Here is a 24,436-nt window from a genome sequence, read left to right on the forward strand (position 1 = left end):
TCTTCTTTCTTTGAAATATCCACCGTATTATAAAATTCTCGTGAATTAGGTTCATTGCCCTCCGATGTTGATTGGCAACCGAATAACAATAAAAGGGATAGGAATAGTAAATATCTCATACTCATTGTGTTTTTCCAAAAAAGAGGAGATGAAAATTGTGAACTTTCAAAACATATAGTTTACGATGGTTCAAGTAAATAATCAGCTCCTCTTGGTAAATGTTAATTAATTTCTGAAGTTTCAGTAGCTTCTCTTCTGCTTAATTTGGCATAACTTTTTAGAATTGTTATCCTAATAGCTAATAAGCAAATCTAAAAAAACTTCGCAATAGTATCTATTTTTAACCTAATGCAAATTTAGCTGTTTATTTGTGTTAAACAAAAATAATATGTTAAAATTTGTGTTTAAAAAGGTGTTTAATATAGAAAATCAATGACTGCTTTATGCTTTTAACTTTCCGAGATAGTTTTCAAAAAAAATGTTTTTATACATTTATAATCTAAGAGTTGTATATGAAAAAAAATAGCCAAATATTAATAATTTTACCATCTGTCATAACAGAAAAAATCACTATCTTTGTCCCCTTAACTTTTTCGGTGAATGGAAGATAAAATAGAAGTAAAAGGAGCGAGGGTGCATAACCTTAAAAATATAGACATCAGCATTCCTCGTGAGCAATTAGTTGTCATTACAGGGCTTTCAGGTAGTGGGAAATCCTCATTGGCGTTTGATACTATTTATGCGGAGGGACAACGTAGGTATATCGAAACCTTTTCTGCATATGCGCGTCAGTTTTTGGGAGGGTTGGAACGTCCCGATGTTGATAAGATTGATGGACTTTCGCCTGTGATTGCCATTGAACAGAAAACTACTTCAAAATCACCACGTTCCACTGTTGGAACAATCACTGAGATATATGATTTTCTGCGATTACTTTTCGCCAGAGCTTCTGATGCGTATAGCTATGCTACGGGTGAAAAAATGGTTAGCTATAGTGACGCTCAGATTCAGGAACTGATTATTGAACATTATAAAGGAAACAAAATCAGTATTTTATCTCCTGTGGTACAATCCCGAAAAGGGCATTATCGTGAACTTTTTGAGCAAATCGCCAAACAAGGATTCGTAAAGGTGCGTGTTAATGGCGAGATTCTTGACCTTCAAAAGGGAATGAAACTCGATCGTTACAAAACTCATGATATTGAAATCGTGATAGATAGGCTTTCCATAAGCAATGATGAAACTACCGAGAAAAGACTCCAAGAAACCATAAAGACTGCCATGCACTACGGAGATGGCGTATTGATGGTTTTAGAACATCAAGATAATAAAATACAGTACTTTAGCCGTAATTTGATGTGTCCTACAACGGGAGTTTCCTATCCCATGCCCGAGCCGAATACTTTTTCGTTCAATTCTCCTAAGGGAATGTGTCCACATTGCAATGGTTTGGGTGAAGTCCATGAGGTAAATCAACGAAAAATTATCCCAGATCCAAAAATATCCATAAAAAATGGAGCTATTGTCGCTATTGGGGAACAAAAAAATACGTGGATTTTTAAGCAGTTAGAACTCATTTTACAGAAATTTGGAGCCAAAATGTCCGATGCTGTCGAGAGTTTACCTCAAGAGGCGATGGATATTATCCTTAATGGTGGAAAGGATAAATATGCTATAAAGTCAGATGTGTTGGGGATCACCCGTGAGTTTGAGTTTGATTTTGAGGGGATTGTGAAATTCATCGCCGATCAGTATGAAAATTCAGATTCCGTTTCGATTAAACGTTGGGCATTTGAATTTATGGATACACTCCCCTGTGGAGAGTGTAACGGAACGCGTATCCGAAAGGAAGCCTTGTTCTTCAAAGTCAATGAAAAAAACATAGCTGAACTGTCGGAAATGGACATTTTAGAGTTGTTGTCATGGTTCGAGAATCTTCCTAAAAAATTAACTAAAAGGCAGTTGCAGATAGCCTCAGAAATCATTAAGGAAATTTCAAATAGGTTACAGTTTTTAGTAGATGTCGGTTTGACCTATTTGTCACTCAATCGCAGTTCCAAATCCTTGTCAGGAGGAGAATCGCAACGCATTCGTTTAGCAACACAAATAGGGTCGCAACTTACGGGAGTTTTGTACATTTTGGACGAGCCAAGCATCGGCCTACATCAGCGAGATAATCAGCGGCTAATAAATTCATTAAAATCTCTACGCGACATTGGAAACTCAGTCATTGTGGTTGAGCATGACGAAGAGATGATTTTAGAAGCTGACTATGTGGTTGATATTGGGCCAAAAGCAGGAAAAGACGGCGGACAAATCATTTTTGAAGGAACTCCTCAGCAGATGATGGATGCCAAAACCACCACTGCCGATTATATCAGTCGCCGAAAACAAATTCATATCCCAGAAAAACGACGTAAAGGAAATGGCAAGTCATTGATTTTAAGTGGATGTTCAGGGAATAACTTAAAAAATATTACGGTAACTTTTCCTTTGGGGATGATGATTGGTGTTACAGGAGTTTCGGGAAGTGGTAAATCAACCCTAATTAATGAAACACTTTACCCGATTTTGAACGCTCATTTTTTCAATGCCGTAAAAAAACCGATGCCTTACAAAAAAATAGAAGGCTTGGAACATATCGATAAGGTAATTGCCATTGATCAGTCGCCCATTGGACGCACACCTCGTTCCAATCCAGCGACTTATACAGGAGTTTTTAGTGAAATACGTACTCTCTTCACACAAACCCCCGAAGCGATGATTCGTGGTTATAAACCAGGGCGTTTTAGTTTTAACGTTAAAGGAGGACGTTGTGAAACCTGTGAAGGATCAGGACTTAAAGTTATTGAAATGAATTTTCTTCCCGATGTATATGTTGAGTGCGAGACTTGTAAAGGAAAGCGTTTCAATCGCGAAACTTTAGAAGTACGTTACAAAGGGAAATCCATAGCAGATGTATTGGATATGACCATTGCCGAAGCTGTCATTTTCTTTGAAAATATTCCCAAAATTTACCGAAAACTAAAAACCATTGAAGAGGTTGGCTTGGGATATATCACCTTAGGACAGCAATCAACTACCCTCTCCGGAGGTGAGGCTCAGCGAGTAAAATTAGCAACCGAACTATCCAAAAAAGATACTGGAAACACCTTCTATATATTGGATGAACCTACCACAGGATTGCACTTTGAGGATGTAAACGTGCTTTTGCAAGTTCTTGATAAATTGGTTGATAAAGGAAATACCGTTTTGGTTATTGAACATAACATAGATGTTATCAAGAAAGTTGATTATATCATTGATATTGGTTATGAGGGTGGTAAAGGTGGCGGTCAATTAGTAGCCTTTGGAACTCCCGAAGAAGTAGCTAAAGATACGAAAAGTTTTACAGCTCAGTTTTTACAGGATTTTGCTCAAAAAACATCGTAAAAGAGACTTTACTTCTGGATAGTTGTGAGAAAGTTTGTCAAAAACCAAAAAAATGGTATCTTCGCCACAAAAATAAAAAGCCGATGGAACTACCTTTTCAAAATGACGCTATTGTTTTAGGTGTACTAATGGTATGCTTGGGAATAGTTTTTTACACATCTTCTTTAAAAACAAGATTTTGGAAAATATTTTATACTATTTTTCCAGCCTTATTGATGTGTTACATGCTTCCCGCTATAGTTAATTCTGTAGGAATCATTTCCAGCAAGAATTCGAATCTTTATTTTGTTTCAAGTCGATATCTGTTACCTGCGGCTTTAATCTTGATGACCCTAAGTGTTGATTTAAAATCAGTTTTTCGTTTGGGATCTAAGGCTCTCGTTATGTTTTTTGCAGGAACGATAGGAGTTGTTATTGGAGGGCCTATCGCTATTTTGATAGTGTCATTGATCATGCCAGAGGCTGTTGGTGGTGCAGGTTTTGATGCTGTTTGGAGAGGATTGTCCACCTTGGCAGGGAGTTGGATTGGTGGTGGTGCTAATCAGGCTGCTATGCTTGAAATATACCAATATAATCCTGAAAAATACGGAGCTATGGTGCTTGTGGATATTGTAGTGGCTAACATTTGGATGGCTTTTCTATTGTTTTTCATTGCTCGTTCTCAAAAAATAGATAAATGGCTTAAGGCCGATAATTCGTCTATTGAAGAGTTAAAACAAAAAGTAATCACTTTTAGTGAGAAGACAAAGAAAATACCAATGTTGACTGACTATAAAATCATGTTAGGAATTACTTTTGGAGGAGTAGGTCTTTCGCATTTTGGAGCTGATTTTCTTACCGATTTTTTAAAAAATAAATTTCATGTGATTGGAGATAAAACCAGTGCTCTTTCTTTTTTTGGAGATAAATTCTTTTGGATGATAACCTTTGCTACTTTAATTGGTTTAGCATTATCTTTCACAAAAGCAAAGAATTACGAAGGAGCAGGAGCAAGTAAGTTAGGTAGCGTATTCATCTATATTCTGGTGGCAACCATCGGTATGAAAATGGATCTGACTAAAATTTTTGATAACTTAGGATTGCTTCTTGTTGGAATAATTTGGATGGCGGTTCATGTAGGGTTGATGTTCATTGTAGCGAAAATTATTCGAGCTCCACTTTTTTTCTTGGCTGTGGGAAGTAAAGCAAATATAGGAGGGGCTGCTTCGGCTCCTGTAGTGGCATCAGCATTTCATCCTTCGTTGGCAACGGTAGGCGTACTTTTAGCTGTTTTAGGATATATTGTAGGGACGTACGCTGCAATGCTTTCTGCTTTCTTGATGGAGTATGTATCTGTTACACAGGGTGTTATGAGTTAATAATAAGTGTTTAAATTTTTATATGTATATGAAAAAAATAATCTTTTTAATTGGTGTGCTGTTAGCCATAGGTTGCTCAAATTCAGGAGGTAACGAGAAAACAATGATTGTTCAAGGAAATGTTGAAGGACTCAAAAAGGGAACAATTTTCTTACAACAATTTGATGGTGAGAAACTCGTAAATATAGATTCTGTCGAAGCCAAAGGAAGCGGAGAATTTACATTTAAAAAAGAAATATTATCTCCTGAAATATTTTATATTTTTTTAGATTTAGGAAAAAACCAAGACCAGACTTTTGGTGATCGTTTGGCCTTTTTTGGAGAACCAACTACCATTACAATTAATAGTAAACATGAACTTTTTGACATTCATGCTAAAATTGAAGGTTCGGAAAGTCAAAAATTATGGGAAGAGTATTCAAAGAACATTCGTAAATTTAACATACGTAACTTGGAATTGTTGGAGATACAATTAAAATCAATTAAGGAGGGATATCAACCAAAGGCAGATTCATTAGCTAAAATCATAGAAAAGAATCAGTTAAGAAGACATTTGTATGCGTTGAATTTTGCGATAACCCATGGCGATTCACACGTCGCTCCCTATATTGTACTGACAGATGTACCTGATACGAACGTAAAATACTTAGATTCAGTATATAATGCACTTACCCCAGAGATTACAGCCGCAAAATACGGCAAGGAATTGAAGGAATACATCAATAAGGTAAAAGAAAAAAATCAGTAATTTTTATAATGAAGAAGAAAATTGTCGTACTCACAGGAGCAGGTATCAGCGAGGAAAGCGGTATCAGAACGTTTCGTGATGCCAATGGTTTATGGGAAGGACATGATGTGATGGAAGTAGCATCTCCCGAGGGTTTTTCTAAAAATCCTTCATTGGTATTGGAGTTTTATAACCAACGTAGACGACAGCTTAAAGAAGTTAAACCTAACAAAGCACATCAGTTGTTAGTTCAGTTAGAAAATGAGTATGATGTTGTAATTATTACACAAAACGTAGATGATTTGCACGAACGAGCAGGAAGTTCCAATGTCATACATCTCCATGGAGAACTATTAAAATCAAGAGGTGTAGATAATGATGCAGAGATTTTCGACTGTCAGGACGATATTCTTCTCGGAGATTTGAGTCCATCGGGAGTGCAATTGCGTCCGCATATTGTTTGGTTTGGAGAAGATGTTCCTTTAATAACAAAAGCGATTGAGCAGGTGGAAACTGCTGATATTTTCCTGATTGTAGGAACCTCACTGCAAGTCTATCCCGCCGCAGGATTGATACACTATACGCAACCAAAAACTCCCGTGTACTATGTAGATCCATTTCCACAGATTCAGTCTAATAAACAGCTGACAGTAATAGCACAGAAAGCATCTTCAGGAGTACAAAAAGCAATAGAAACAATCAAATCACATATTGTCTAATATGGGTTCCTTTATATCAATATAAAAAAAATCAATAGAGAAAGTATGTTTTCAAAAATAAATAACACTACCTTTGCAACAGAAATCAAAATGTAAATAAAAAGGATTATGAATTATAATGTATTAGGACTTGAAAAGTCAAAAGCAGAAAAAGTAGCCAATGAATTGAACGTTTTATTAGCAAATTTCCAAACTTATTATCAAAATTTGAGAGGTTTGCATTGGAATATCAAAGGAAAGAATTTTTTTGTACTTCACGAGAAATTTGAGGAACTCTATGATGGAGTGCAATCCCAAATCGATGAGATTGCAGAGCGCATTTTAACCTTAGGATTTACACCTTTACATACATTGGAGGCATACGTTAAACATTCAACAATTACTGTTGGAAAAGATGTTTCCGATGATGTTGAGGCAGTTAAATTGGTTATCAATAACTTAGCTGAATTATTGAAGTTTGAACGAGGTTTGTTAGAAACTTGTAATGAAGCAGAAGATGAAGGAACCATAGGTTTGGTAGGTGGATTTATTCCTGAGCAAGAGAAAACGATTTGGATGTTAAGAGCTTACATCAATGCGTAAAATTATAAAAACTATCTAAAAAAACTTTTTAGATAGTTTTTTTTGTTTACTGATAATCAGTTGAATAATTCAAAAAAATATGTTGCAACAAAAAAATATTTTTCTCTTTCGTTTTTTAGTAATTTAATTTTTTATATTCTGAATATATTTTTGTACATTTGTATCGGATTATAAAAGGAAAAATTATGTCAGAGCAAGTAAATAGACCAACTCCTGTTAATGAGGAGATTGCTTGGGATAAAACAAGGACGATTGTCAGCACCACTGATAAATTCGGTACTATTACCGATGTGAATCAAACGTTTTTGGATGTTTGCGAATATACTCCTTCTGAGCTGTTGGGTAAACCACACAACATTATTCGCCATCCTGATATGCCTAAAATCATTTTTAAAATCACTTGGGATAATATTAATGCGGGTAGAAATTTTCACGCTATTATCAAAAATTTGACCAAAACAGGAAAATACTATTGGGTGATTACAGATTTTGAGGTAGGAAGAAATATCTTAGGTGAGGTTGTTAGCATCATGGCAAGACGAAGATCTGTACCTGAACATGTGATTAAGGAACATATAGAGCCTCTTTATCAGACTTTATTAAAGTTAGAGAAAATTGGAGGTATGGAGTTGAGTAACCGTTACTTCAAAGGATTCCTAGAAAAGCATGGCAAATCATACATAGAATTTATTATGGACATCATGGATGAAAATAATAAAGACATTCGTTTTGAACATGAAGGAGGCGATAAGAGCATTACCACTGAAGAAATTTCTGATGATATTTTCAGTGAAGAACGAGGTGAACTATCGAAACGTAAAAGTTTCTTCGCTCGTTTGTTTGCAGCAAATTAAAATTATCCATACTCATTGAACGAAAAGGTTGTTAGGTTTTTTCCTAATAACCTTTTCTTTATTTACTTTCATTTCATAGAATTATTTGATATTTGTATTTTTATAATAGCTTGGCTTGTATCAAGTTACATAATGAAAATTTCAAAATGAATGTATGTTTTTTTTTGAAAATTATTTTCCAATCTTTGCTTTATAATCTTCTATTTTCATGTCTTTTTGCTAATATAAGTGAATATATTTTATTGAAAATTAAAATAAGAATTTATTAATAATCAAATTATTAGATAAGATTTACACTGGTAGATGTTAGATAAAAGATTCTGAAATGCTTTCTATATACTTTCGAGATAATGTTAAAATTTAAGATTTTCTTTTCAATTTGATTTTAAAATAGTATTTTTACCCCCATAAACAATCAATTTTTTAGTAATTTATTTTTATATGGAAAAATACATAATTTATCTTCCTTTAGCTCTGGCAATTGTAGGGCTGTTGTTTATGATTTCCAAGTCATTGTGGATTAACAAGCAAACCACAGGCACGGAACGAATGAAAAGTATTTCTGAAAAAATTCAAGAAGGAGCAATGGCTTTCTTGAATGCGGAGTATCGTATTTTGGCTATTTTCGTTATCATTGCATCTGTAGCTCTTTTTGTGGTTTCCCGAATGGTTGAAACTTCACACTGGCTCATTGTGGTTGCTTTTGTTTTTGGAGCGTTATTTTCTGCTTTAGCGGGAAACATAGGTATGCGAATAGCTACTAAATCCAACGTACGCACTACAGAAGCTGCTCGTGCCAGTTTGCCAAAAGCATTAAAAATTTCTTTCGGCGGAGGAACAGTAATGGGCTTAGGAGTAGCAGGTTTAGCTGTTTTGGGGCTTAGTTTGTTCTTCTTGATTTTTATAAACATATTCATCACCGAAGGAGGTAATTTCTACAATGAAATGACCATCGTTTTAGAGGCTTTAGCTGGATTTTCATTAGGAGCTGAGTCTATTGCGTTATTTGCTCGTGTGGGTGGAGGTATCTACACTAAAGCAGCGGACGTAGGGGCTGACCTTGTGGGTAAAGTAGAAGCTGGAATTCCCGAAGATGATCCTCGAAACCCAGCTACTATTGCTGATAACGTAGGTGATAACGTAGGTGATGTGGCAGGTATGGGAGCTGACCTCTTTGGTTCCTATGTTGCAACTGTTTTGGCTTCAATGGTACTTGGTAACTACATTATCAAGGATATTTCAGAAGCTACTGGCATAGCTTATACTGATAATTTCAATGGATTAGGGCCTATTTTACTCCCTCTTGTGATTGCAGGAGTTGGAATCATAGCTTCTATCATTGGAACATTCTTCGTAAGTATTAAAAATAATGAGGCGAAAGAAAAACAAGTACAGCAATCGTTGAACATGGGGAACTATGTAGCATTAGCATTGACCCTCATATCTTGTTGGTTTTTGATTGATATAATGCTTCCAGATACTATTCAAATGAAATTCTTTGGAGAAGGGGTTAAGGAAATTGCAAGTAGTAATGTGTTTTTTGCAACCGTAGTAGGTTTGGCTGTAGGATTGTTGATTTCTGCCTTTACTGAACATTTTACGGCATTAGGTAAAAAACCTGTTTTGAATATAGTTCAAAACTCTTCAACTGGAGCGGCTACCAACATCATCGCAGGTTTGGCCACGGGTATGAAATCTACTTTTTCATCAGTCCTATTGTTTGCTGTGGCAATTTGGGGGTCATATGAATTAGCCGGTTTCTATGGTGTTGCGATTGCAGCCTCAGCAATGATGGCTACTACGGCTATGCAGTTGGCTATTGATGCTTTTGGGCCTATTGCAGACAATGCAGGAGGTATTGCTGAAATGAGTGAATTACCAAAAGAAGTACGCCAACGCACTGATATTTTAGACTCAGTAGGAAATACTACAGCTGCGGTTGGTAAAGGATTTGCTATTGCTTCAGCTGCACTTACGGCACTGGCGTTGTTTGCAGCTTACGTAACTTTTACAGGAATCGACGGAATTAATATATTTAAGGCAGATGTATTGGCAGCTTTGTTTATTGGAGGTATGATTCCAGTAGTATTCTCCGCTTTAGCTATGCAATCAGTAGGAAAGGCTGCAATGGATATGGTACAAGAAGTTCGCCGTCAGTTCCGTGAAATTCCAGGAATTATGGAAGGAACAGGAACACCTGAATACGGAAAATGCGTGGATATATCAACCAAAGCAGCTCTTCGTGAAATGATGCTTCCTGGAGCTATTACAATTATCACGCCTATCGTTATAGGATTTGTAATGGGGGCAGAGGCCTTAGGGGCATATATGGCAGGAGTAGCTGTTTCAGGGGTGCTTTGGGCTATTTTCCAAAATAATGCTGGAGGAGCTTGGGATAACGCTAAAAAATCATTCGAAGCAGGTGTTGAAATCAATGGGAAAATTGAGAAAAAAGGTTCAGATGCTCATAAAGCAGCCGTTACGGGAGATACTGTAGGAGACCCTTTCAAAGATACCTCAGGACCTTCGATGAATATTTTAATAAAACTAACCTGTCTGGTAGGTTTAGTTATTGCTCCTATACTGGGGGGACACACTACTACTGTAGTAGCTGAAAATAAAGTTACGGAAAAAAATGTTCCTGTAACTGAAATCGAAAATAAGCAAGATGTTACTACAAGTAATTTGGACGAAGGCTTGTTAGATGCTTACGGAAATTACAAATACAACGTAGGGGAAATCACTCCTTTGCAGTTGTCTGAAATTTCAGCAATAAATGTAGGAATAAATTCTTCAGAGAGAAAAATCGTAAATCTTTTATTGGATGAAAATTTCGATATAGAAAGAGACTCAAAACAAAACTGGATTACGTTGGATCGTGTTTTTTTTAAATCAGGAAGTGATGAACTTATCGAAGAATCGGAAGAGCAATTGAAAAATATCGCTATGATTTTCAATACTTTCCATAAAGCAGGACTTCGTATAGGTGGGTACACTGACAATTCAGGAAATAATGAAAAAAATATAGAACTATCAGCTAAAAGAGCTGAGGTTGTAAAAGCTAAATTGATAGCTTTGGGGGTAAATCCTTCACAACTTAGTTCTGCAGGTTATGGTTCAGAACATCCTATTTGTCCTGAAAATGACACACCTGAGTGTAAAGCAAAAAACAGACGTGTAGATGTTCGTTTGACTTCCAAGTAAGTGTTCATATTATTCGAAAAAAAGGAGAATTTCAAAGAGAAGTTCTCCTTTTTTTGTTATATCTTCAAGATTGGATATTCTTAAAAAAAGGCAATGTGGTAAAAAAGCAGTATTTTTTACCACATTGCCTTTCATCACATTGTCTATTTTAAAACTATTATTCTAACTGATATGCGTCCAAATATTTTTGTACTTGTGTAATTGTGTCAGCGTGTATGCTACCATTCTATTTTCGTTTTTTTGAATGTAAGGGTCGCTCCTGAGTAAATCGATTGCTTGATAACGAGAAGCTTTCAAGATGGATTGATCTTTTACAATGTCTGCGATTTTTAGGTTAAGTACACCACTTTGTTGAGTCCCCATCAAATCACCTGGCCCTCGTAATCGTAGATCTACTTCGGCAATTTCAAATCCATCATTGGTGTTCACCATCGTTTGCATACGTGTTTTAGAATCACTACTTAACTTTTCTCCTGTCATTAAAATACAAAAACTATGTTCGCTACCACGTCCGACACGTCCACGTAGCTGATGTAACTGCGATAGTCCAAAACGCTCCGCACTTTCAATGACCATTACGGAAGCGTTTGGTACATTTACCCCCACTTCGATTACTGTTGTTGCTACCATTAATTGAGTTTCACCTCGAACGAAACGCTCCATTTCTGCATCCTTTTCAGAAGGCTTCAATTTTCCATGGACGATAGAAACTTTGTATTTTGGCAAAGGAAATATGGATGAAATTAGTTCATATCCTTCTGTAAGATTTTTAAAATCAACAGATTCTGATTCTTCAATAAGAGGATAAACAATGTAAACCTGTCGTCCTTTATCGATTTCCTTTTTGATGAATTCGTACACTTCAGCCCGTTTATTTTCATAGTAGTGTATAGTTTTAATCGGCTTTCGTCCTGGTGGGAGTTCATCAATTACGGATATGTCTAAATCACCATATACACTCATAGCTAATGTACGTGGAATTGGAGTAGCTGTCATTACCAAAATATGAGGAGGTATGTAATTTTTTTGCCATACTTTGGAACGTTGTGCCACTCCAAAACGATGTTGCTCATCGATGATTGCTAATCCTAAGTTATTGAAAATTACCTTATCTTCAAAAATAGCATGTGTACCTATTAATATAGAGAGTTCGCCGTTTCTCAATGTTTCGGTGATGGTTTTACGTTCTGAAGTTTTGGACGAACCTGTCAATAGAGCTACTTTAATGTTCGTTTTCTTTAATAATTCGCTGATTCCCAGATAGTGTTGATTTGCTAAAATTTCAGTTGGAGCTACTAAACACGCTTGAAAACCATTATCCACAGCTAACAACATTGACATTAGGGCAACAATGGTTTTTCCTGATCCTACATCACCTTGCAACAGTCGATTCATCTGTGAGTAGGAACCCATATCTTTTCGAATTTCTTTTAAAACTCTCTTTTGTGCGTTGGTTAGAGGAAATGGTAGATGGTTATTATAGAAGTCCATAAAATATTTTCCTACTTTTTCAAATGGAAATCCTTTTATTTTTTGTTTATGTAGAAAATTTTTCTGAACCAGTTGTATTTGAATATAAAATAGTTCTTCAAACTTGAGTCGTAAGGTAGCCCTACTTAGTAATTCTTGGTTTTTTGGAAAGTGAATATTGTGTAGAGCCTCTTTTTTGGATATTAAATTCAAGGAGTTAAGGATATTTTCGGGTAAATTTTCGTAAAAAACATCACCTACTTGTTCAAAAATATGTAAAATCAGCTGACGAATGACCTTGTTTGTTACGCCTCGCTTTACTAATTTTTCGGTAGAAGGGTAGATAGGTTGAATACTGTTTCCCATAGTTTTGTTATAATCGGTTACCAAATCCATTTCAGGATGTGGCATCGAAAACGCTCCATTGAAAACATTTGTTTTCCCGAAAATTACGTAAGGCTCATTGATTTTCAGGGAGTCCCGAATCCATTTTACACCTTTGAACCAAACTAATTCTATGCTTCCTGTGTCGTCCACAAAGGTTGCCACCAAACGATCTGTATTTTTTGAGGCGTTTGAGCTTACTGTTTTTATATGTACAATTTTTCCAATTATTTGTACTTCAGTAGTATTATTAACGTAAAGTTCGTTGATTTTGTAGAATTTAGTACGGTCTATATACCGATAAGGAAATAAATTAAGTAAATCCTGAAATTGAAATATTCCTAGTTCACTTGACAATAAATCAGCTCGTTGTGAACCAACTCCTTTCAGATAAGCAATGGGTGTATGTAAAACTTCTGGATTGTTCATGCTAATTTAGGTCATTATTGTAACAATAAGGAATCTAATTAACCTCGTTGATCACTGCTATGCCATTAGCAATACATCCAATAACTTTTCCTTGAAGGGTTTCTCCTAAGAAAGCGGAATTATGAGAACTTGATAAAATATGCTTATTTTCAAATAGATAAGTTTCATCTGTTCTAAATATTGTGATGTCAGCTTGTTGGTTTTCTGCAATGGGCTGGGTTTCAATTCCAAATCGTTGACGAGCAGCGGTAAGTAGTTCAACAGCTTTTTCTAAAGGGACGTATTGATTTAAAATTCCGAAAATCGTCTCCAAGCCAATTGTTCCATAGGAAGCATGATCAAACTCTTTAAATTTACATTCAATGTCTAATGGAAAATGGTCTGAGGTTATAAAATCGATAGTTCCATCGTTGAGAGCTTCTCGCAAAGCGACTACCGTTTCCATATCTCGCAATGGAGGTAACACCTTAAAGTTCGTGTCAAAACTCGTCAGTACACTATCATCAAAATGTATGTTATGAATTGCTACACTGCAAGTTACGTCTAATCCTTTGGACTTAGCTTCCCGAATCATTACCACTGATTTTTTGGATGATATCGTCGGTATATGTAATTTTCCACCTGCATACTCTAATACTGCTAAGTCACGAGCCACGCATAATTCCTCTGCCAATGCAGGAATGCCTTTTAAACCAAGTTTAGTGGCTGAAATGTGTTCATTCACAACACCTTTTCCCATTATTTTGCTGTCATTCGGAAATGAAATTACAATTCCGTCAAAGACTTGTGTGTATTGCAACGCTATTTTCAATAGATTGTTATTACTAATAGCTTTTTTGTAGTCCCCAAATGCTACCGCCCCTCCGTTTTTCATATCGAACAATTCGGCGAGTACTTCTCCTTTGCTTCCTTGTGTTAAAGCACCGATGGGATGTGCTGTAGTTAACTCGTTTTTTGTTTCATTTTTCAGATATAAAACAGCTGACTTTGTATCAGTTATAGGATTTGTTGCAGGGTTTATTAGCACATGTGTAAAACCACTTTTTGCAGCTGTTTGCATTCCGTTTGTTAAAGTTTCACGCTCCTCATAGCCTGGCTCTCCAAAACAAACACTGCTGTCTGCCCATCCCGACGAAACATATACATTTTCGATGACAGTATCCACTTTTTCAGTAGATAAGTTAGGAGCTATTCGGGTAATAACTCCGTTAGTAATTAGGATATCATTTGTTTTTTGGTGAAAAACACTCTTTGGGTCAATGACAACGGCTGATTTTAGTAAAATATTCATTTCGATATGCGTATTAACTTCATTCCTTGTAGGGAATATCTAGATGTTCGATGTGCAAAAATAAAATTTTGGCTCGAATTATACAATTATGCTTTTATCTTTTTATGAATCTTGCAACAACTGTTTGCAATATTGGTCAATAGCAGGTTTACAATCATGAATAAATAAACGTTCTATTTCCTGTATTTTGAGATTTATTTCTGCAGGATTTTCTTCGGAAATTTCTTCCAATTGTCGTAGCAATATCACCTCGCGAGTCGCTTGGATTTGTCCAAACATAGTCAACATTTTGTGAGCAATGGCTCGTATTTTTTCGTAATCCTGAGTATCGGAACAAGATTTTAGAGTCGCTATATTTTCAAAAGTATCCTTACAAAAATTTTTGTAGATGGTAATAATTTGCTCTTTATCATCTCCCATAAAATCTTCTAATGAATTGATTTTGTATGTTTTATCATTTGTAAGGATAGATGGAGATGTTTGTGTGTTTATCCTTGGAAAGAACTCTTGTAGCTTTTCGTAGAACTGGGTAGGTGAAAAAGGTTTGTGTAACACTCCTGAGAATCCACTTTGTACATAGAAGTCATTTGGCACATCTTTACGTCCTGTAATGGCAAGTACAGGGATGCTCTTACCGTACTTTTCATTGAAAAGTGTAACAAAGTGAAACCCATTCATTTCTGGTAATTGAATATCTGTAATCACCAAGTCAAAATTTAGGGTTTCCATGTTAGTAATGGCATCTTTGCTGTTGTCAAACACAAAAACCCCAATATTTTTCTGTTTGCAAAGTTCTTTCATAAGTGACAAAATATTCGTGTCATCGTCAATAATAACAATGTTGATATCATCAATTGCTTTTTCAGACATTTCAACAACAGTGTCTGCTTGTAAAGGTTGTTCTGAAATTTTACTGGTAACGAACGTCAATGTGAATGTACTTCCTTTGTTTTCTTGACTTTCGAGCGTAATATTTCCTTTTAAGAGTTGTGCCAATTTTTGAGAAATATGTAATCCTAAACCAGATCCGCCATATTGTTTTGATACCTCTTGATTGGCTTGTGTAAATTCGTCGAAAATATGTGCTTGTTGTTCTTTTTTGATACCTATTCCTGTATCCGATACTGAAATTGAAATTTCGAATTTGCTGTTATCTATCTGTTTTTCAGTGGTTGTAATGCGTATTTGTCCTTTATCAGTAAATTTGAAAGCATTTGAAATCAAGTTGTAAAGGATTTGTTTAATACGATAAGGGTCGCTTGAAAACCATTGATATTGAACGTTTTCAGAAAAATTAAATATTAGTTCAACAGGCTTCGATTTATGGATGGAATATATATTTGTCGCAACTTCTTCAATGAGTTCTGAAATGTTCAACGGGACTTTTTCTAAGCTAATTTTCCCTGCTTCAATTTTGGAATAGTCTAATAATTCATCTACCAATTTAGTGATATAATCAGAGGCATGTTTGATATTTGACAGATAATTTTTTGTTTTTTCATTTGTACTTTGATTATCAAGTAATTCAGTGTATCCTATAATGGAACTCAACGGAGTACGAAGATCATGACTTACCATTGAGATGAGTTGTTCGCGGCTTTTTAAAAGTCGTTTATTTTTTAAGTTTGCTACCTCTAATTTCTGACGTATACGTTGTATTTTCCAAAAATCATTGATAACGATGAATGAAAATACCACCATTAGTAAAAGAGCTATAACGTATGATATTGTTAAAAAAGAACGGCTTTTTTCAAAAACAGCCTGTCGTTGTTCGTTGAACTCTTGAGCACTTTTGAGTATATTATCTTCAATATCAGAAAGTAACTGATGTAATTTATCCGATAAAAGATTGTCGGTATGCCAAAGTGTATGAATTTTTTCACTTTGTTGATCTTTATATTTGATGGTTTCTTCATGTACTTTGTTGAGTAACTGTAAGGTTTCTAACACCGTGTTGTCAAATTTTTGCTGACTGCGTGTTGGAGGAATTTTAATGTTTTTATATTTCTGAATGATAGAGGCGTAAGAGGTTCCTGTTGATAAGGTTTGTTGTGACTTCGATGCTGTCCGTTTTTTTTTGGCTATAGCATTGTCGTTCAATAGGAAATATCCCAATGTGGGTTCCAAACTTGATAATTTTTCAATAGCATTGCGGATGATTACGGATGAACTATCACTGCTTTGTAAAATTTTAAGTTCTTGCAAATTTTCGCTTTTTAATTCCAATAAAATTTGCACTGAATCAAACAAAGAAACATACGAACTGTTTTTAACTTCTTTTTTAAATTTTATGATGGAGTCTTGCAAGGCATAATTTCGGTCTAAAAAAAAGTTCAAAGCCTCTTCATCATCGGTTCGGATAGCAATTTTTCCAGCACTTTCAGTTTCGTTCATTAAAGTGAGTATTTTGCTTATTTTTAGAACTTTACGTCGTTCATAAATGCCTTCTTCTTCCAAAAAAGTTAGCTTTTGAATTTGATTGTAAATAATGTATCCCGTGATGAACGAAACACTGATTAACAGTACGTATCCTAATATAATTTTAAAAATAATTCTTGATTTCATTTTGATATCGAAACGTTATTGCTCAACTGTAGGTTCAACCTACAAAATTACTATTTTTTCGTTCATAAACAAAAAGTTTGATTTTCAGCATAAGAATCGTTACTTTTGTCCCTTACAAAAAAAATCTATAAAAAATGAAAAAAACGTGCATCGCATTTATTTCGATTTTAGCATTCGGGTGTACTGCTCAAAAGGAAATTTCGAATAATTTGAGCAAATTATCAATTGACAGTCAAATCAATGAAATCTCAGAACGACGCTTACGTGAAACCTTGGAAGTCATTGCTTCTGATGAAATGGAAGGGCGTATGACGGGTAGTGAGGGGCAGAAGAAGGCTGCCGACTATATTGTAAAATACTTTGAAAAAGAAGGTATTAACTATCCACCCAAAGCAAAAGGATGGTTTCAAACCGTACCGAAATCATTTATTAAAAATCGTTTTGGGGATTCCGATAACATTTGGGCATTCATTGAAGGAAGCGAAAAACCTGAGGAAATCATCGTTGTATCAGCACATTATGACCACATAGGAACACAAAAAGGTAATATTTTTAACGGAGCTGACGACAATGGTTCTGGAACGGTTGCTGTGATGGAAATTGCAAGGGTATTTAATGAGGCTAAGAAAAAAGGACACGCTCCCAAACGTTCCATACTCTTTTTGTTAGTTACTGCCGAAGAAATTGGGCTTTTTGGTTCAAGCTATTACGCTAAAAATCCATTGTATCCGCTTGAAAATACTGTGGCTAATATTAATATTGATATGATTGGACGTGTCGATGATTTGCATACCGATAACAATTACATTTATGTAATCGGTGCTGACAGACTTAGCTCTGATTTACATAAAATTAATGAGGCTGTAAACAAAAAATACACTCAATTGAACTTAGATTATAAGTACGATGACCGCAACGACCCTTGGCAGATTTACTATCGCTCTGATCACTACAATTTTGCTAAAAACGGAATCCCTTCTGTCTTCTTTTTCAATGGTGTACATCCTGATTATCATCAACCTACAGATACCGTTGATAAAATTGACTTTCCTGCAATGACTCAACGAACCAAACTCATTTTTGCTTTGGCATGGGAACTGGCAAATCGTTCGGAGCGAATCAAAGTCGATAGAGATGGGAAATAAATTTTATTATACCACAATAAATTACTACTTTTGCAAACCTTAAAAAAATATTTATAATGAAATACATACAACATAAATATGTCAAAATAATTTTGGCCGTATTAATTTTCGCTTATGCTATCTATCAGTTTACGCAAGGAAATATTGGGAATGGTATCGCTTTAATTTTTTTAGCTGCAATTCCTGTGTTGCTCTACTTCCGTAATGAGTTTTTACTATTGGCGTTTTTCAGATTGCGTAAGCAAGACTTTCAAGGAACTCAAAAATGGCTAAGCAAGATTGTAGACCCTGAGACAGCTTTAATCAGAAAACAACAAGGTTACTACCATTATTTACATGGGATTATTTACTCCCAAATCAATCTTTCTCAGGCTGAAAAATATTTCCGAAAAGCCTTACAATTAGGATTGAATATGAGTTATGATGTAGCCATGGCAAAATTAAGTTTGGCGGGAATTATGATGCAGAAACGCAGAAAACGAGAAGCTCAAGAATTACTAACTGAGGCTAAAAAGCTCGACAAGCAAAACATGATGACGGAGCAAATCAAAATGATGCAACAACAATTGAAGAAGATATAAACAAAGCAAATAGGCTGTCCTTTTCGGACAGCCTATTTTTTATCTGTTTAAAACCATTTTATAAGTGAATTCCTCGGTGGGAATGCCCCTCTTCGTGTTTGTGCCTTGCAATATGGTCTAAATCTTTCTGAATTTCATCTTCCGTAACGCCAAATTCTTTGGCAGCATCTGCCTTGAAAACTGAATCAGGAGACTGTTCTTCGGTGTAAATACGGACAGGAATTCTTACATTTACGTCCGCCTCATAGAATCGACTACCGCTCGGTAATTCATTAAAAGCATACAAGCTTCCATCCTCTTTGAGTTTTGTTTTACCAATGCCCGTGAAATGAGCTAACGTGATTCTCAACATAAAAGTCATGTAGTTTTCCTTAACATAAAAAAATCCCTTTAAACCTATTGGATCATTTTCTGTTGGATTTTTAGCGTCCCACGTTCTTTTCAATAGTTTTACTCCCTTCTCATTGATGTATTTGTCTTCAGGATTAGTGTCACGATAAGTATATTCTAACACCTGATTCATTGTTGGAGTAGGGCGTCCATCTGTAGTTTTAGCTTCTTCCATCATAAAAAAATGTTGATGGATACGTGCTTCTGTATCCGAAATAAATTCACTGTTGATACGTTTTCCTTCAACATTGTAATGTATTATTTCAACGCCATAGTGTTTTCCTTTTTTTAATCGTACTGGCGCTCCTTCCATATTCAATTTATTTTCCTCAAGGATAAAGGTTATCTTTTGTATTTTTTTTAGATATTTCAGCTCCTTTATTTCTTCATCTCCATAAAATTTATTTCCATGATGGGTGTGTCCTTCAGTAAAAATAACTTCCATCTTAGCTGTTGCCTCGTGTTCTCCTTCTGGATGAGGTTCTGGGGCATTTTTTGAGCAAGACGTTCCTACTATAACCAGAAACGATGCTATGCTAAACTTAAAAAAGTGTTTCATTATTTTTGTATTATATTATGTTATTTTCTTTTTTCAAGATATTTCTAATTGAATATCTTTTCTCTTTTTGTTTGTAAAACTTCGCCAAAACTTTCAGCGTATTTTGACGAAGTTTTTAAAATGTGACTATTTTTTATCAAAATGACCTTCGTATGTAAACTTTTTTCCTACTTGATCAGTAATAGTTACAAAAAAGTGATAGTGACCTTTGGCAAGTGATGATACATTAATATCCTTGTTAAGATCATACGAAGTCTTTCCTACCAAATCTTCATCTGTGTAGGTTTCTTCAATACCTCTCACTCGTACATGAATACTGGCTAATTTATTAGGTGCAGAAACCTTTGCCTTAATATTCAGCACGTCATTATCATATGAACTACTTTTTTCAGTAACTATCGGCAAAGAAGGATCACGTTCGATGGTCAAAACATCTTCTACAACGGTTTTATTTCCTTTTGCATCCGTTACGATGATAACTACATCATATGTTCCTTCTTTTGCTCTTTTAGGAACATCATAATGTTCGTGTAAATTTGCTTCTTTATTTCCTGTAAATCCTTTTGTATAAGTTCTGTCTACAAACCAAGAACCTCCTGCTTCTTTTGGAGTGATTTGTACTCGAACACTTTTAATTGTTCCTTCAGCTGTAATGTTAGCTTCCAAATGTAGATCACTTTCTGTATATGCTTTCTTACCATTTTCGTAACCTATTTCAAGGTTTTCTACTTTTGGTTCCTCCACAGGTAAATCTTTATTGTCTTTTTGGCAACTAACAAAAAGTATTTGTAAAGCAATTAAAGTTGTTACTGATAGTATATTTTTTATTTTCTTCATTTTAAATTGATTTTTAGGGTTAATAAATAATTATTTTTGTAGTTCATATTCTCCGAAATAGTATAGTCCTTGATATCTGAAAACTGTAAGAGTATTTCCTACAAAATATCCTATTTCTGAAATTCCTGTATCTTTAAATCGGAAAACACAATTATTAATAAGTTCTAGTTTCTTATTAGGTGTAACAGCATTTACATCAACTCCGGAACCATAATGTGTACCTTTTTCATCAAACTTGTAGTGAAAAACAGGACGGAAAGATTCCCCAAACTTATACTCTTCTCCTTTAAAAACTTTTCCGACCAATTGGTTTTCTTCAGGAATAGAAACTAAAGTTGCAGTAGCAGGGTAGACTTTTTTCAAAGCTCGATAGTATGCTGAAGTAACTTGTTTCTTATCATTCAGAGCAAATTTTGCAATTCGATAATTTGAATCACTTTTTATCTCAAAAATAAGACTGTCTTTTGTGAGAGTGTAATTACCAATTAACTCTTGTGAGGAATTTAAAAATACGGCTTTCCCTTTTTCTAAAAAGTTTATCACATATACCGATTTATTCTTATCACCAATCGTACCTGCTATGAAATGTTCCGTTATATCAAACTCTTTTTCTAAATTAGGTTTTTGAAGTTGTTCATCTTTTGTACAAGATGACATAATAATTAAAATAGTTGCTAAAAAACTTATTCTAAATATATTTTTCATCATTTAATCTTTTTTTTATTTGTTATTAAATTATTTTTTTGTTTTTTTACTTTAAATAAACTATTATCTATATAAAATTTTATTTTTTCAATATATAAAACATATTAAATCACTATATAAATACTTCATCCCTTTAGAGAAATGATTTATACCTTTAGGGAAATGCTTCATCCCTTTAGGGAAATGTTTCATCCTTTTAGGGAAATGCTTCATCCCTTTAGGGAAATGTTTCATCCCTTTAGGGAAATGCTTCATCCCTTTAGGGAAATGTTTCATCTCTTTGGGGAAATGTTTCATCCCTTTAGGGAAATGTTTCATCCCTTTAGGGAAATAATTTATTTCATATAATAAATTTTCTCTTGTACATTTTTTGCTTTTAGTTATATCTTACTAAAAAGAATATACTACGCGTAATTGAATATTTCTACCTAAATCATGTGCATAGTATCGAAATCTATTCGTGTATTCTTTATATAGTTGGTTCAATATATTTTCAGCAGACATATGTACATCAAGCGATTGATTTCCTAAAGGTAGTTTAACGCCAAAACCAATATCAAATAGGTTATAAGCATCAGGGGTAGAGCTTACCAATTCTTGTGATGAGTCAAAACGAGTTTGTTTATTAACAAATTGATGTTTTGCAGAAAAATATACATTTTTCCAAATGCCTGTGTCAGGTAACTCAAATGAAACTTCTTGTGAAAAACGCTCTGAAGGAATAAACGGAAAGTATCGGCCTGTTTTAATTTCATTAGCGTAAACTACCGAAGCCTTTAAACGATATTTCCATGAAGGTAAAAATTGGTATCCAATTTCCAAATCAGCTCCTCTGAAAAAAGCATCGGATTGCTGATATTGAAAGATAGGAAATACTCCCGAAAATAAAGTTCGCGTTTTTCCTGTTGGAGCATCATAGATGTAATTTTGAATTAACTGAACAAACAAATCAACTTCGGTAGAGAATTTTTCTTTTTGATATTTTACCGAAGTAATCCACTTTCCACCTCTTTCGGATGTAAGTGAACCATCTCCAATATCAAAAGTTCCTGCTCCGTGATGAAGCCCATTACTGTAAAGCTCACTAACATGAGGGGAACGCCAAGCAACTCCTATATTAGATGTTACAGACCAAAAGTCAGTTGGTTTATAACTTCCTCCTATAAGATACGTCAAGTTATTAAATGTACGATTCCCTCCATAACGTTGCCCGAACAATCCGTAACCATCAGCATTCAATGTTTTATAATCATACCGAACTCCTGTTTCTGCTTCCCAACGCTTTTCAACATACTTTTGAATAGCAAAAGCTCCATATCCAACAGAAGCAAAATTAGGAATGACGGGGGTAATTCCCGTACCTGGTTTGTTATAATTCTCTTGACTTAAAGCAGTTAATCCTAACTGACTTTTCCACTTCCCGTACATATTTTCCCAAGAAATATCAAGCGAGTGAGTTGCTAAGTGCATGTCCAAAGCAGGAATACGACTGCGTTCCAATCGCCGGACACTGTATTCATGTCGGATATTATCTTGGAAAGCATACTGAGCTGTTAATTTACCTCCAAAAGGAAGGAAAACATAAGCTTTTGCCTTTGCCAAATGATGTATTACCTTTTGTTTTGGAGCATTTACCTCATAGGAAAATGGATAAGTAGTCAAAGGACGACCCACTTGAAAACGCGTTTGCAAATCTTCTAAGTTTCCAATGTGAGAACCATAGAATACACCAGACTCATTATTATATTGACTATAAAAAGCCTCTATTCCCCATAGTTCCTTCTCCCATCCTGTTTCCAGAGAAAAATTTTCTTCACGAACTCCCGTATTATTAAGATAATAATCAGCGGTTTTAATATCCCCAGCACGTTTTAATGTTCCCTGTACTCGCCACGCCCATAGCGGAACCTTTGGAACAGTTCCTTCTAACTTTGCGGAAGTTGTTGTTCGTCGTCCGTTAGATGAAAACGAAGGAGATACTTCTCCATGCAGATTATCTCCATACGGAAGTTTACTTGAGGATAGCAAAATAACTCCTCCCAAAGCATCCGAACCATAACGAACAGCATCCGCACCCTTAACAACAGTTATCCGATTTGCCATTGAAGGATCAATTTCAGGAGCATGATCTGCTCCCCATTGCTGTCCTTCTTGCCGAATACCATTATTAAGTATCAGTACGCGATTGCTATGTAGCCCATGGATTACGGGTTTTGCGATGGTAGCTCCGCTTTGTATCATCGAAACACCTTGCACAGAACTGAGCATTTTGGCAAGTGACTCTCCAGATTGTTTCTCTAAATCATTCTTGGTCAATACTCCCGTGACTGTATTGCGATGTACTCCCTGATAAGAGGAAGATATGATAACCTCCGAGAGTTCATTCAGGCTTTCTATCATGGATATAACCACTAGCGAATTAGTTGTAGGAAAGGTCACTTTACCTTGATACTCCTCAAATCCTAAATACGTAACTCTAATAGGGAATGTTCCTTTTTTTAAGTTAAGTATAGCAACTTCTCCTTCAAGGTTAGTGACGTAATGTTTTCCTAAAAAATGAATTACAGCACCTACCAAAGGTTGTTTTTCTTTACTATCTTCAACTTTCAGATGTAATTTTTCTTGTCCGAAACCAATAGCCATACAGCTGAAAGTCAAAAGATAAAGAATATTTCGCATATAAATCTTTTGATATGTTTGTTTGAAAAAATAGTGTAATGATTCTGTAAGGAAGAATTCTTCCTCAGAACATTATTTAGAATACATCTTCGAAAAAGATGTTCATTTTAAGAGAGTACAACACTCGGTGGAGCTCTGGTTGAAGTGTATAAATGATACGCTATATAGTTTTTTTCTTGATCTACAAAACGTGTAGAATTGTTTTGTTCAAGTAACGTATAAATAAAGTAAGGTTGCACAAAAAAGTTGTGCAATTGAAAGAAAATACAGTCGATTGGATGCTGGTGCGAGTCCGAGAAGTGAGCTTCATGCTGACACTTTTTGTTGGTAGCGTGTGTACAGATTTCTTCCGCCGAATGATGCTCATGGTGTTCGTGAAAAAATTCTCCCACAGGAAAAGCAACTTTAAGCATACTAACGAGTAGCAAAAAGTTCAACAAGCGGATATGTACATTTTTTTTTCTCAACGCTATATTCAAATAACTTGACCCTGAAATAGGATGTATTAAGATGCGTATTTTTAGG

General features: G+C 35.1%; 18 protein-coding genes. 9 read left to right on the top strand and 9 right to left on the bottom strand.

Going from position 1 to position 24,436, the window contains the following annotated elements; all coding sequences use genetic code 11:
- Positions 1-600: 600 nt before the first annotated feature.
- The 7 genes from uvrA to CCAND38_RS01170 all read left to right on the top strand — a co-directional run bounded on the left by uvrA (position 601) and on the right by CCAND38_RS01170 (position 10,876).
- On the top strand, positions 601-3,432 hold the full coding sequence (uvrA, locus tag CCAND38_RS01140; RefSeq protein WP_042343131.1) for an excinuclease ABC subunit UvrA: 2,832 nt from the start codon (positions 601-603) through the stop codon (positions 3,430-3,432).
- 83 nt (positions 3,433-3,515) lie between these two features.
- The gene (locus tag CCAND38_RS01145; protein WP_042005969.1) at positions 3,516-4,790 is read left to right on the top strand and encodes a DUF819 family protein; all 1,275 of its coding nucleotides are present in this window, start codon (positions 3,516-3,518) and stop codon (positions 4,788-4,790) included.
- Between the two features lie 28 nt (positions 4,791-4,818).
- Positions 4,819-5,538: a DUF4369 domain-containing protein gene (locus CCAND38_RS01150; protein ID WP_042343159.1), complete on the top strand. Its 720-nt coding sequence runs from the start codon at positions 4,819-4,821 to the stop codon at positions 5,536-5,538.
- A 5-nt stretch (positions 5,539-5,543) separates the two neighbouring features.
- A complete protein-coding gene (locus tag CCAND38_RS01155; RefSeq protein ID WP_042343133.1) occupies positions 5,544-6,236 on the top strand; it encodes an SIR2 family NAD-dependent protein deacylase in 693 nt (230 codons plus the stop codon).
- Positions 6,237-6,344: 108 nt separating this feature from the next.
- Positions 6,345-6,818, top strand: coding sequence for a Dps family protein (locus tag CCAND38_RS01160; protein ID WP_042005975.1), 474 nt, complete (start codon positions 6,345-6,347; stop codon positions 6,816-6,818).
- A gap of 185 nt (positions 6,819-7,003) precedes the next feature.
- A complete protein-coding gene (locus CCAND38_RS01165) occupies positions 7,004-7,672 on the top strand; it encodes a PAS domain-containing protein (protein ID WP_042005977.1) in 669 nt (222 codons plus the stop codon).
- Between the two features lie 441 nt (positions 7,673-8,113).
- Positions 8,114-10,876, top strand: coding sequence for a sodium-translocating pyrophosphatase (locus tag CCAND38_RS01170; RefSeq protein ID WP_042343136.1), 2,763 nt, complete (start codon positions 8,114-8,116; stop codon positions 10,874-10,876).
- 162 nt (positions 10,877-11,038) lie between these two features.
- Here the strand turns inward: CCAND38_RS01170 and recG are convergent, their stop codons facing one another.
- The 3 genes from recG to CCAND38_RS01185 all read right to left on the bottom strand — a co-directional run bounded on the left by recG (position 11,039) and on the right by CCAND38_RS01185 (position 17,015).
- Positions 11,039-13,159 (bottom strand): ATP-dependent DNA helicase RecG, encoded by a 2,121-nt coding sequence (gene recG / locus CCAND38_RS01175; RefSeq protein ID WP_042343138.1) that lies wholly within the window; start codon positions 13,157-13,159, stop codon positions 11,039-11,041.
- A gap of 34 nt (positions 13,160-13,193) precedes the next feature.
- A complete protein-coding gene (locus tag CCAND38_RS01180) occupies positions 13,194-14,450 on the bottom strand; it encodes a dihydroorotase (RefSeq protein WP_042343140.1) in 1,257 nt (418 codons plus the stop codon).
- 102 nt (positions 14,451-14,552) lie between these two features.
- Positions 14,553-17,015, bottom strand: coding sequence for a hybrid sensor histidine kinase/response regulator (locus tag CCAND38_RS01185; RefSeq protein WP_042343142.1), 2,463 nt, complete (start codon positions 17,013-17,015; stop codon positions 14,553-14,555).
- 134 nt (positions 17,016-17,149) lie between these two features.
- Between CCAND38_RS01185 and CCAND38_RS01190 the strand changes: the two genes are divergently transcribed.
- Together CCAND38_RS01190 and CCAND38_RS01195 are read left to right on the top strand one after the other, a co-directional pair.
- The gene (locus CCAND38_RS01190; protein WP_042343145.1) at positions 17,150-18,160 is read left to right on the top strand and encodes a M28 family metallopeptidase; all 1,011 of its coding nucleotides are present in this window, start codon (positions 17,150-17,152) and stop codon (positions 18,158-18,160) included.
- Between the two features lie 56 nt (positions 18,161-18,216).
- A complete protein-coding gene (locus tag CCAND38_RS01195; RefSeq protein WP_042343147.1) occupies positions 18,217-18,741 on the top strand; it encodes a tetratricopeptide repeat protein in 525 nt (174 codons plus the stop codon).
- A 58-nt stretch (positions 18,742-18,799) separates the two neighbouring features.
- On the opposite strand, the gene CCAND38_RS11305 is transcribed toward CCAND38_RS01195, so the two are convergent.
- The 6 genes from CCAND38_RS11305 to CCAND38_RS01225 all read right to left on the bottom strand — a co-directional run bounded on the left by CCAND38_RS11305 (position 18,800) and on the right by CCAND38_RS01225 (position 24,378).
- Positions 18,800-19,690, bottom strand: coding sequence for a hypothetical protein (locus CCAND38_RS11305; protein WP_052458063.1), 891 nt, complete (start codon positions 19,688-19,690; stop codon positions 18,800-18,802).
- Between the two features lie 126 nt (positions 19,691-19,816).
- Positions 19,817-20,527, bottom strand: coding sequence for a DUF4625 domain-containing protein (locus tag CCAND38_RS11310; RefSeq protein WP_052458064.1), 711 nt, complete (start codon positions 20,525-20,527; stop codon positions 19,817-19,819).
- Between the two features lie 30 nt (positions 20,528-20,557).
- Positions 20,558-21,232 (bottom strand): hypothetical protein, encoded by a 675-nt coding sequence (locus CCAND38_RS01210; RefSeq protein ID WP_156129743.1) that lies wholly within the window; start codon positions 21,230-21,232, stop codon positions 20,558-20,560.
- Positions 21,233-21,319: 87 nt separating this feature from the next.
- Entirely contained in the window at positions 21,320-21,550 is a 231-nt protein-coding gene (locus CCAND38_RS01215) for a hypothetical protein (RefSeq protein WP_052458066.1), read from the bottom strand.
- A 72-nt stretch (positions 21,551-21,622) separates the two neighbouring features.
- Positions 21,623-23,911 (bottom strand): TonB-dependent receptor, encoded by a 2,289-nt coding sequence (locus CCAND38_RS01220; protein ID WP_042343151.1) that lies wholly within the window; start codon positions 23,909-23,911, stop codon positions 21,623-21,625.
- Between the two features lie 107 nt (positions 23,912-24,018).
- Positions 24,019-24,378 (bottom strand): hypothetical protein, encoded by a 360-nt coding sequence (locus CCAND38_RS01225; RefSeq protein WP_231549986.1) that lies wholly within the window; start codon positions 24,376-24,378, stop codon positions 24,019-24,021.
- Between the last annotated feature and the right edge of the window lie 58 nt (positions 24,379-24,436).

Source organism: Capnocytophaga canis (genome assembly GCF_000827555.1).
In the GTDB taxonomy this organism is placed as follows: Bacteria; Bacteroidota; Bacteroidia; order Flavobacteriales; family Flavobacteriaceae; genus Capnocytophaga; species Capnocytophaga canis.

Excerpts from the sequence above, each read along its gene's own strand:
- CCAND38_RS01150 (WP_042343159.1), top strand. The coding sequence starts at position 4,819 with ATGAAAAAAATAATCTTTTTAATTGGTGTGCTGTTAGCCATAGGTTGC.
- CCAND38_RS01180 (WP_042343140.1), bottom strand. The coding sequence starts at position 14,450 with ATGAATATTTTACTAAAATCAGCCGTTGTCATTGACCCAAAGAGTGTT.
- CCAND38_RS01165 (WP_042005977.1), top strand. The coding sequence starts at position 7,004 with ATGTCAGAGCAAGTAAATAGACCAACTCCTGTTAATGAGGAGATTGCT.
- CCAND38_RS01185 (WP_042343142.1), bottom strand. The coding sequence starts at position 17,015 with ATGAAATCAAGAATTATTTTTAAAATTATATTAGGATACGTACTGTTA.
- recG (WP_042343138.1), bottom strand. The coding sequence starts at position 13,159 with ATGAACAATCCAGAAGTTTTACATACACCCATTGCTTATCTGAAAGGA.
- CCAND38_RS01215 (WP_052458066.1), bottom strand. The coding sequence starts at position 21,550 with ATGAAACATTTCCCTAAAGGGATGAAACATTTCCCCAAAGAGATGAAA.
- CCAND38_RS01210 (WP_156129743.1), bottom strand. The coding sequence starts at position 21,232 with ATGAAAAATATATTTAGAATAAGTTTTTTAGCAACTATTTTAATTATT.
- CCAND38_RS01145 (WP_042005969.1), top strand. The coding sequence starts at position 3,516 with ATGGAACTACCTTTTCAAAATGACGCTATTGTTTTAGGTGTACTAATG.
- CCAND38_RS01195 (WP_042343147.1), top strand. The coding sequence starts at position 18,217 with ATGAAATACATACAACATAAATATGTCAAAATAATTTTGGCCGTATTA.
- CCAND38_RS11305 (WP_052458063.1), bottom strand. The coding sequence starts at position 19,690 with ATGAAACACTTTTTTAAGTTTAGCATAGCATCGTTTCTGGTTATAGTA.
- CCAND38_RS01170 (WP_042343136.1), top strand. The coding sequence starts at position 8,114 with ATGGAAAAATACATAATTTATCTTCCTTTAGCTCTGGCAATTGTAGGG.
- CCAND38_RS01190 (WP_042343145.1), top strand. The coding sequence starts at position 17,150 with ATGAAAAAAACGTGCATCGCATTTATTTCGATTTTAGCATTCGGGTGT.
- CCAND38_RS01220 (WP_042343151.1), bottom strand. The coding sequence starts at position 23,911 with ATGCGAAATATTCTTTATCTTTTGACTTTCAGCTGTATGGCTATTGGT.
- uvrA (WP_042343131.1), top strand. The coding sequence starts at position 601 with ATGGAAGATAAAATAGAAGTAAAAGGAGCGAGGGTGCATAACCTTAAA.
- CCAND38_RS11310 (WP_052458064.1), bottom strand. The coding sequence starts at position 20,527 with ATGAAGAAAATAAAAAATATACTATCAGTAACAACTTTAATTGCTTTA.
- CCAND38_RS01160 (WP_042005975.1), top strand. The coding sequence starts at position 6,345 with ATGAATTATAATGTATTAGGACTTGAAAAGTCAAAAGCAGAAAAAGTA.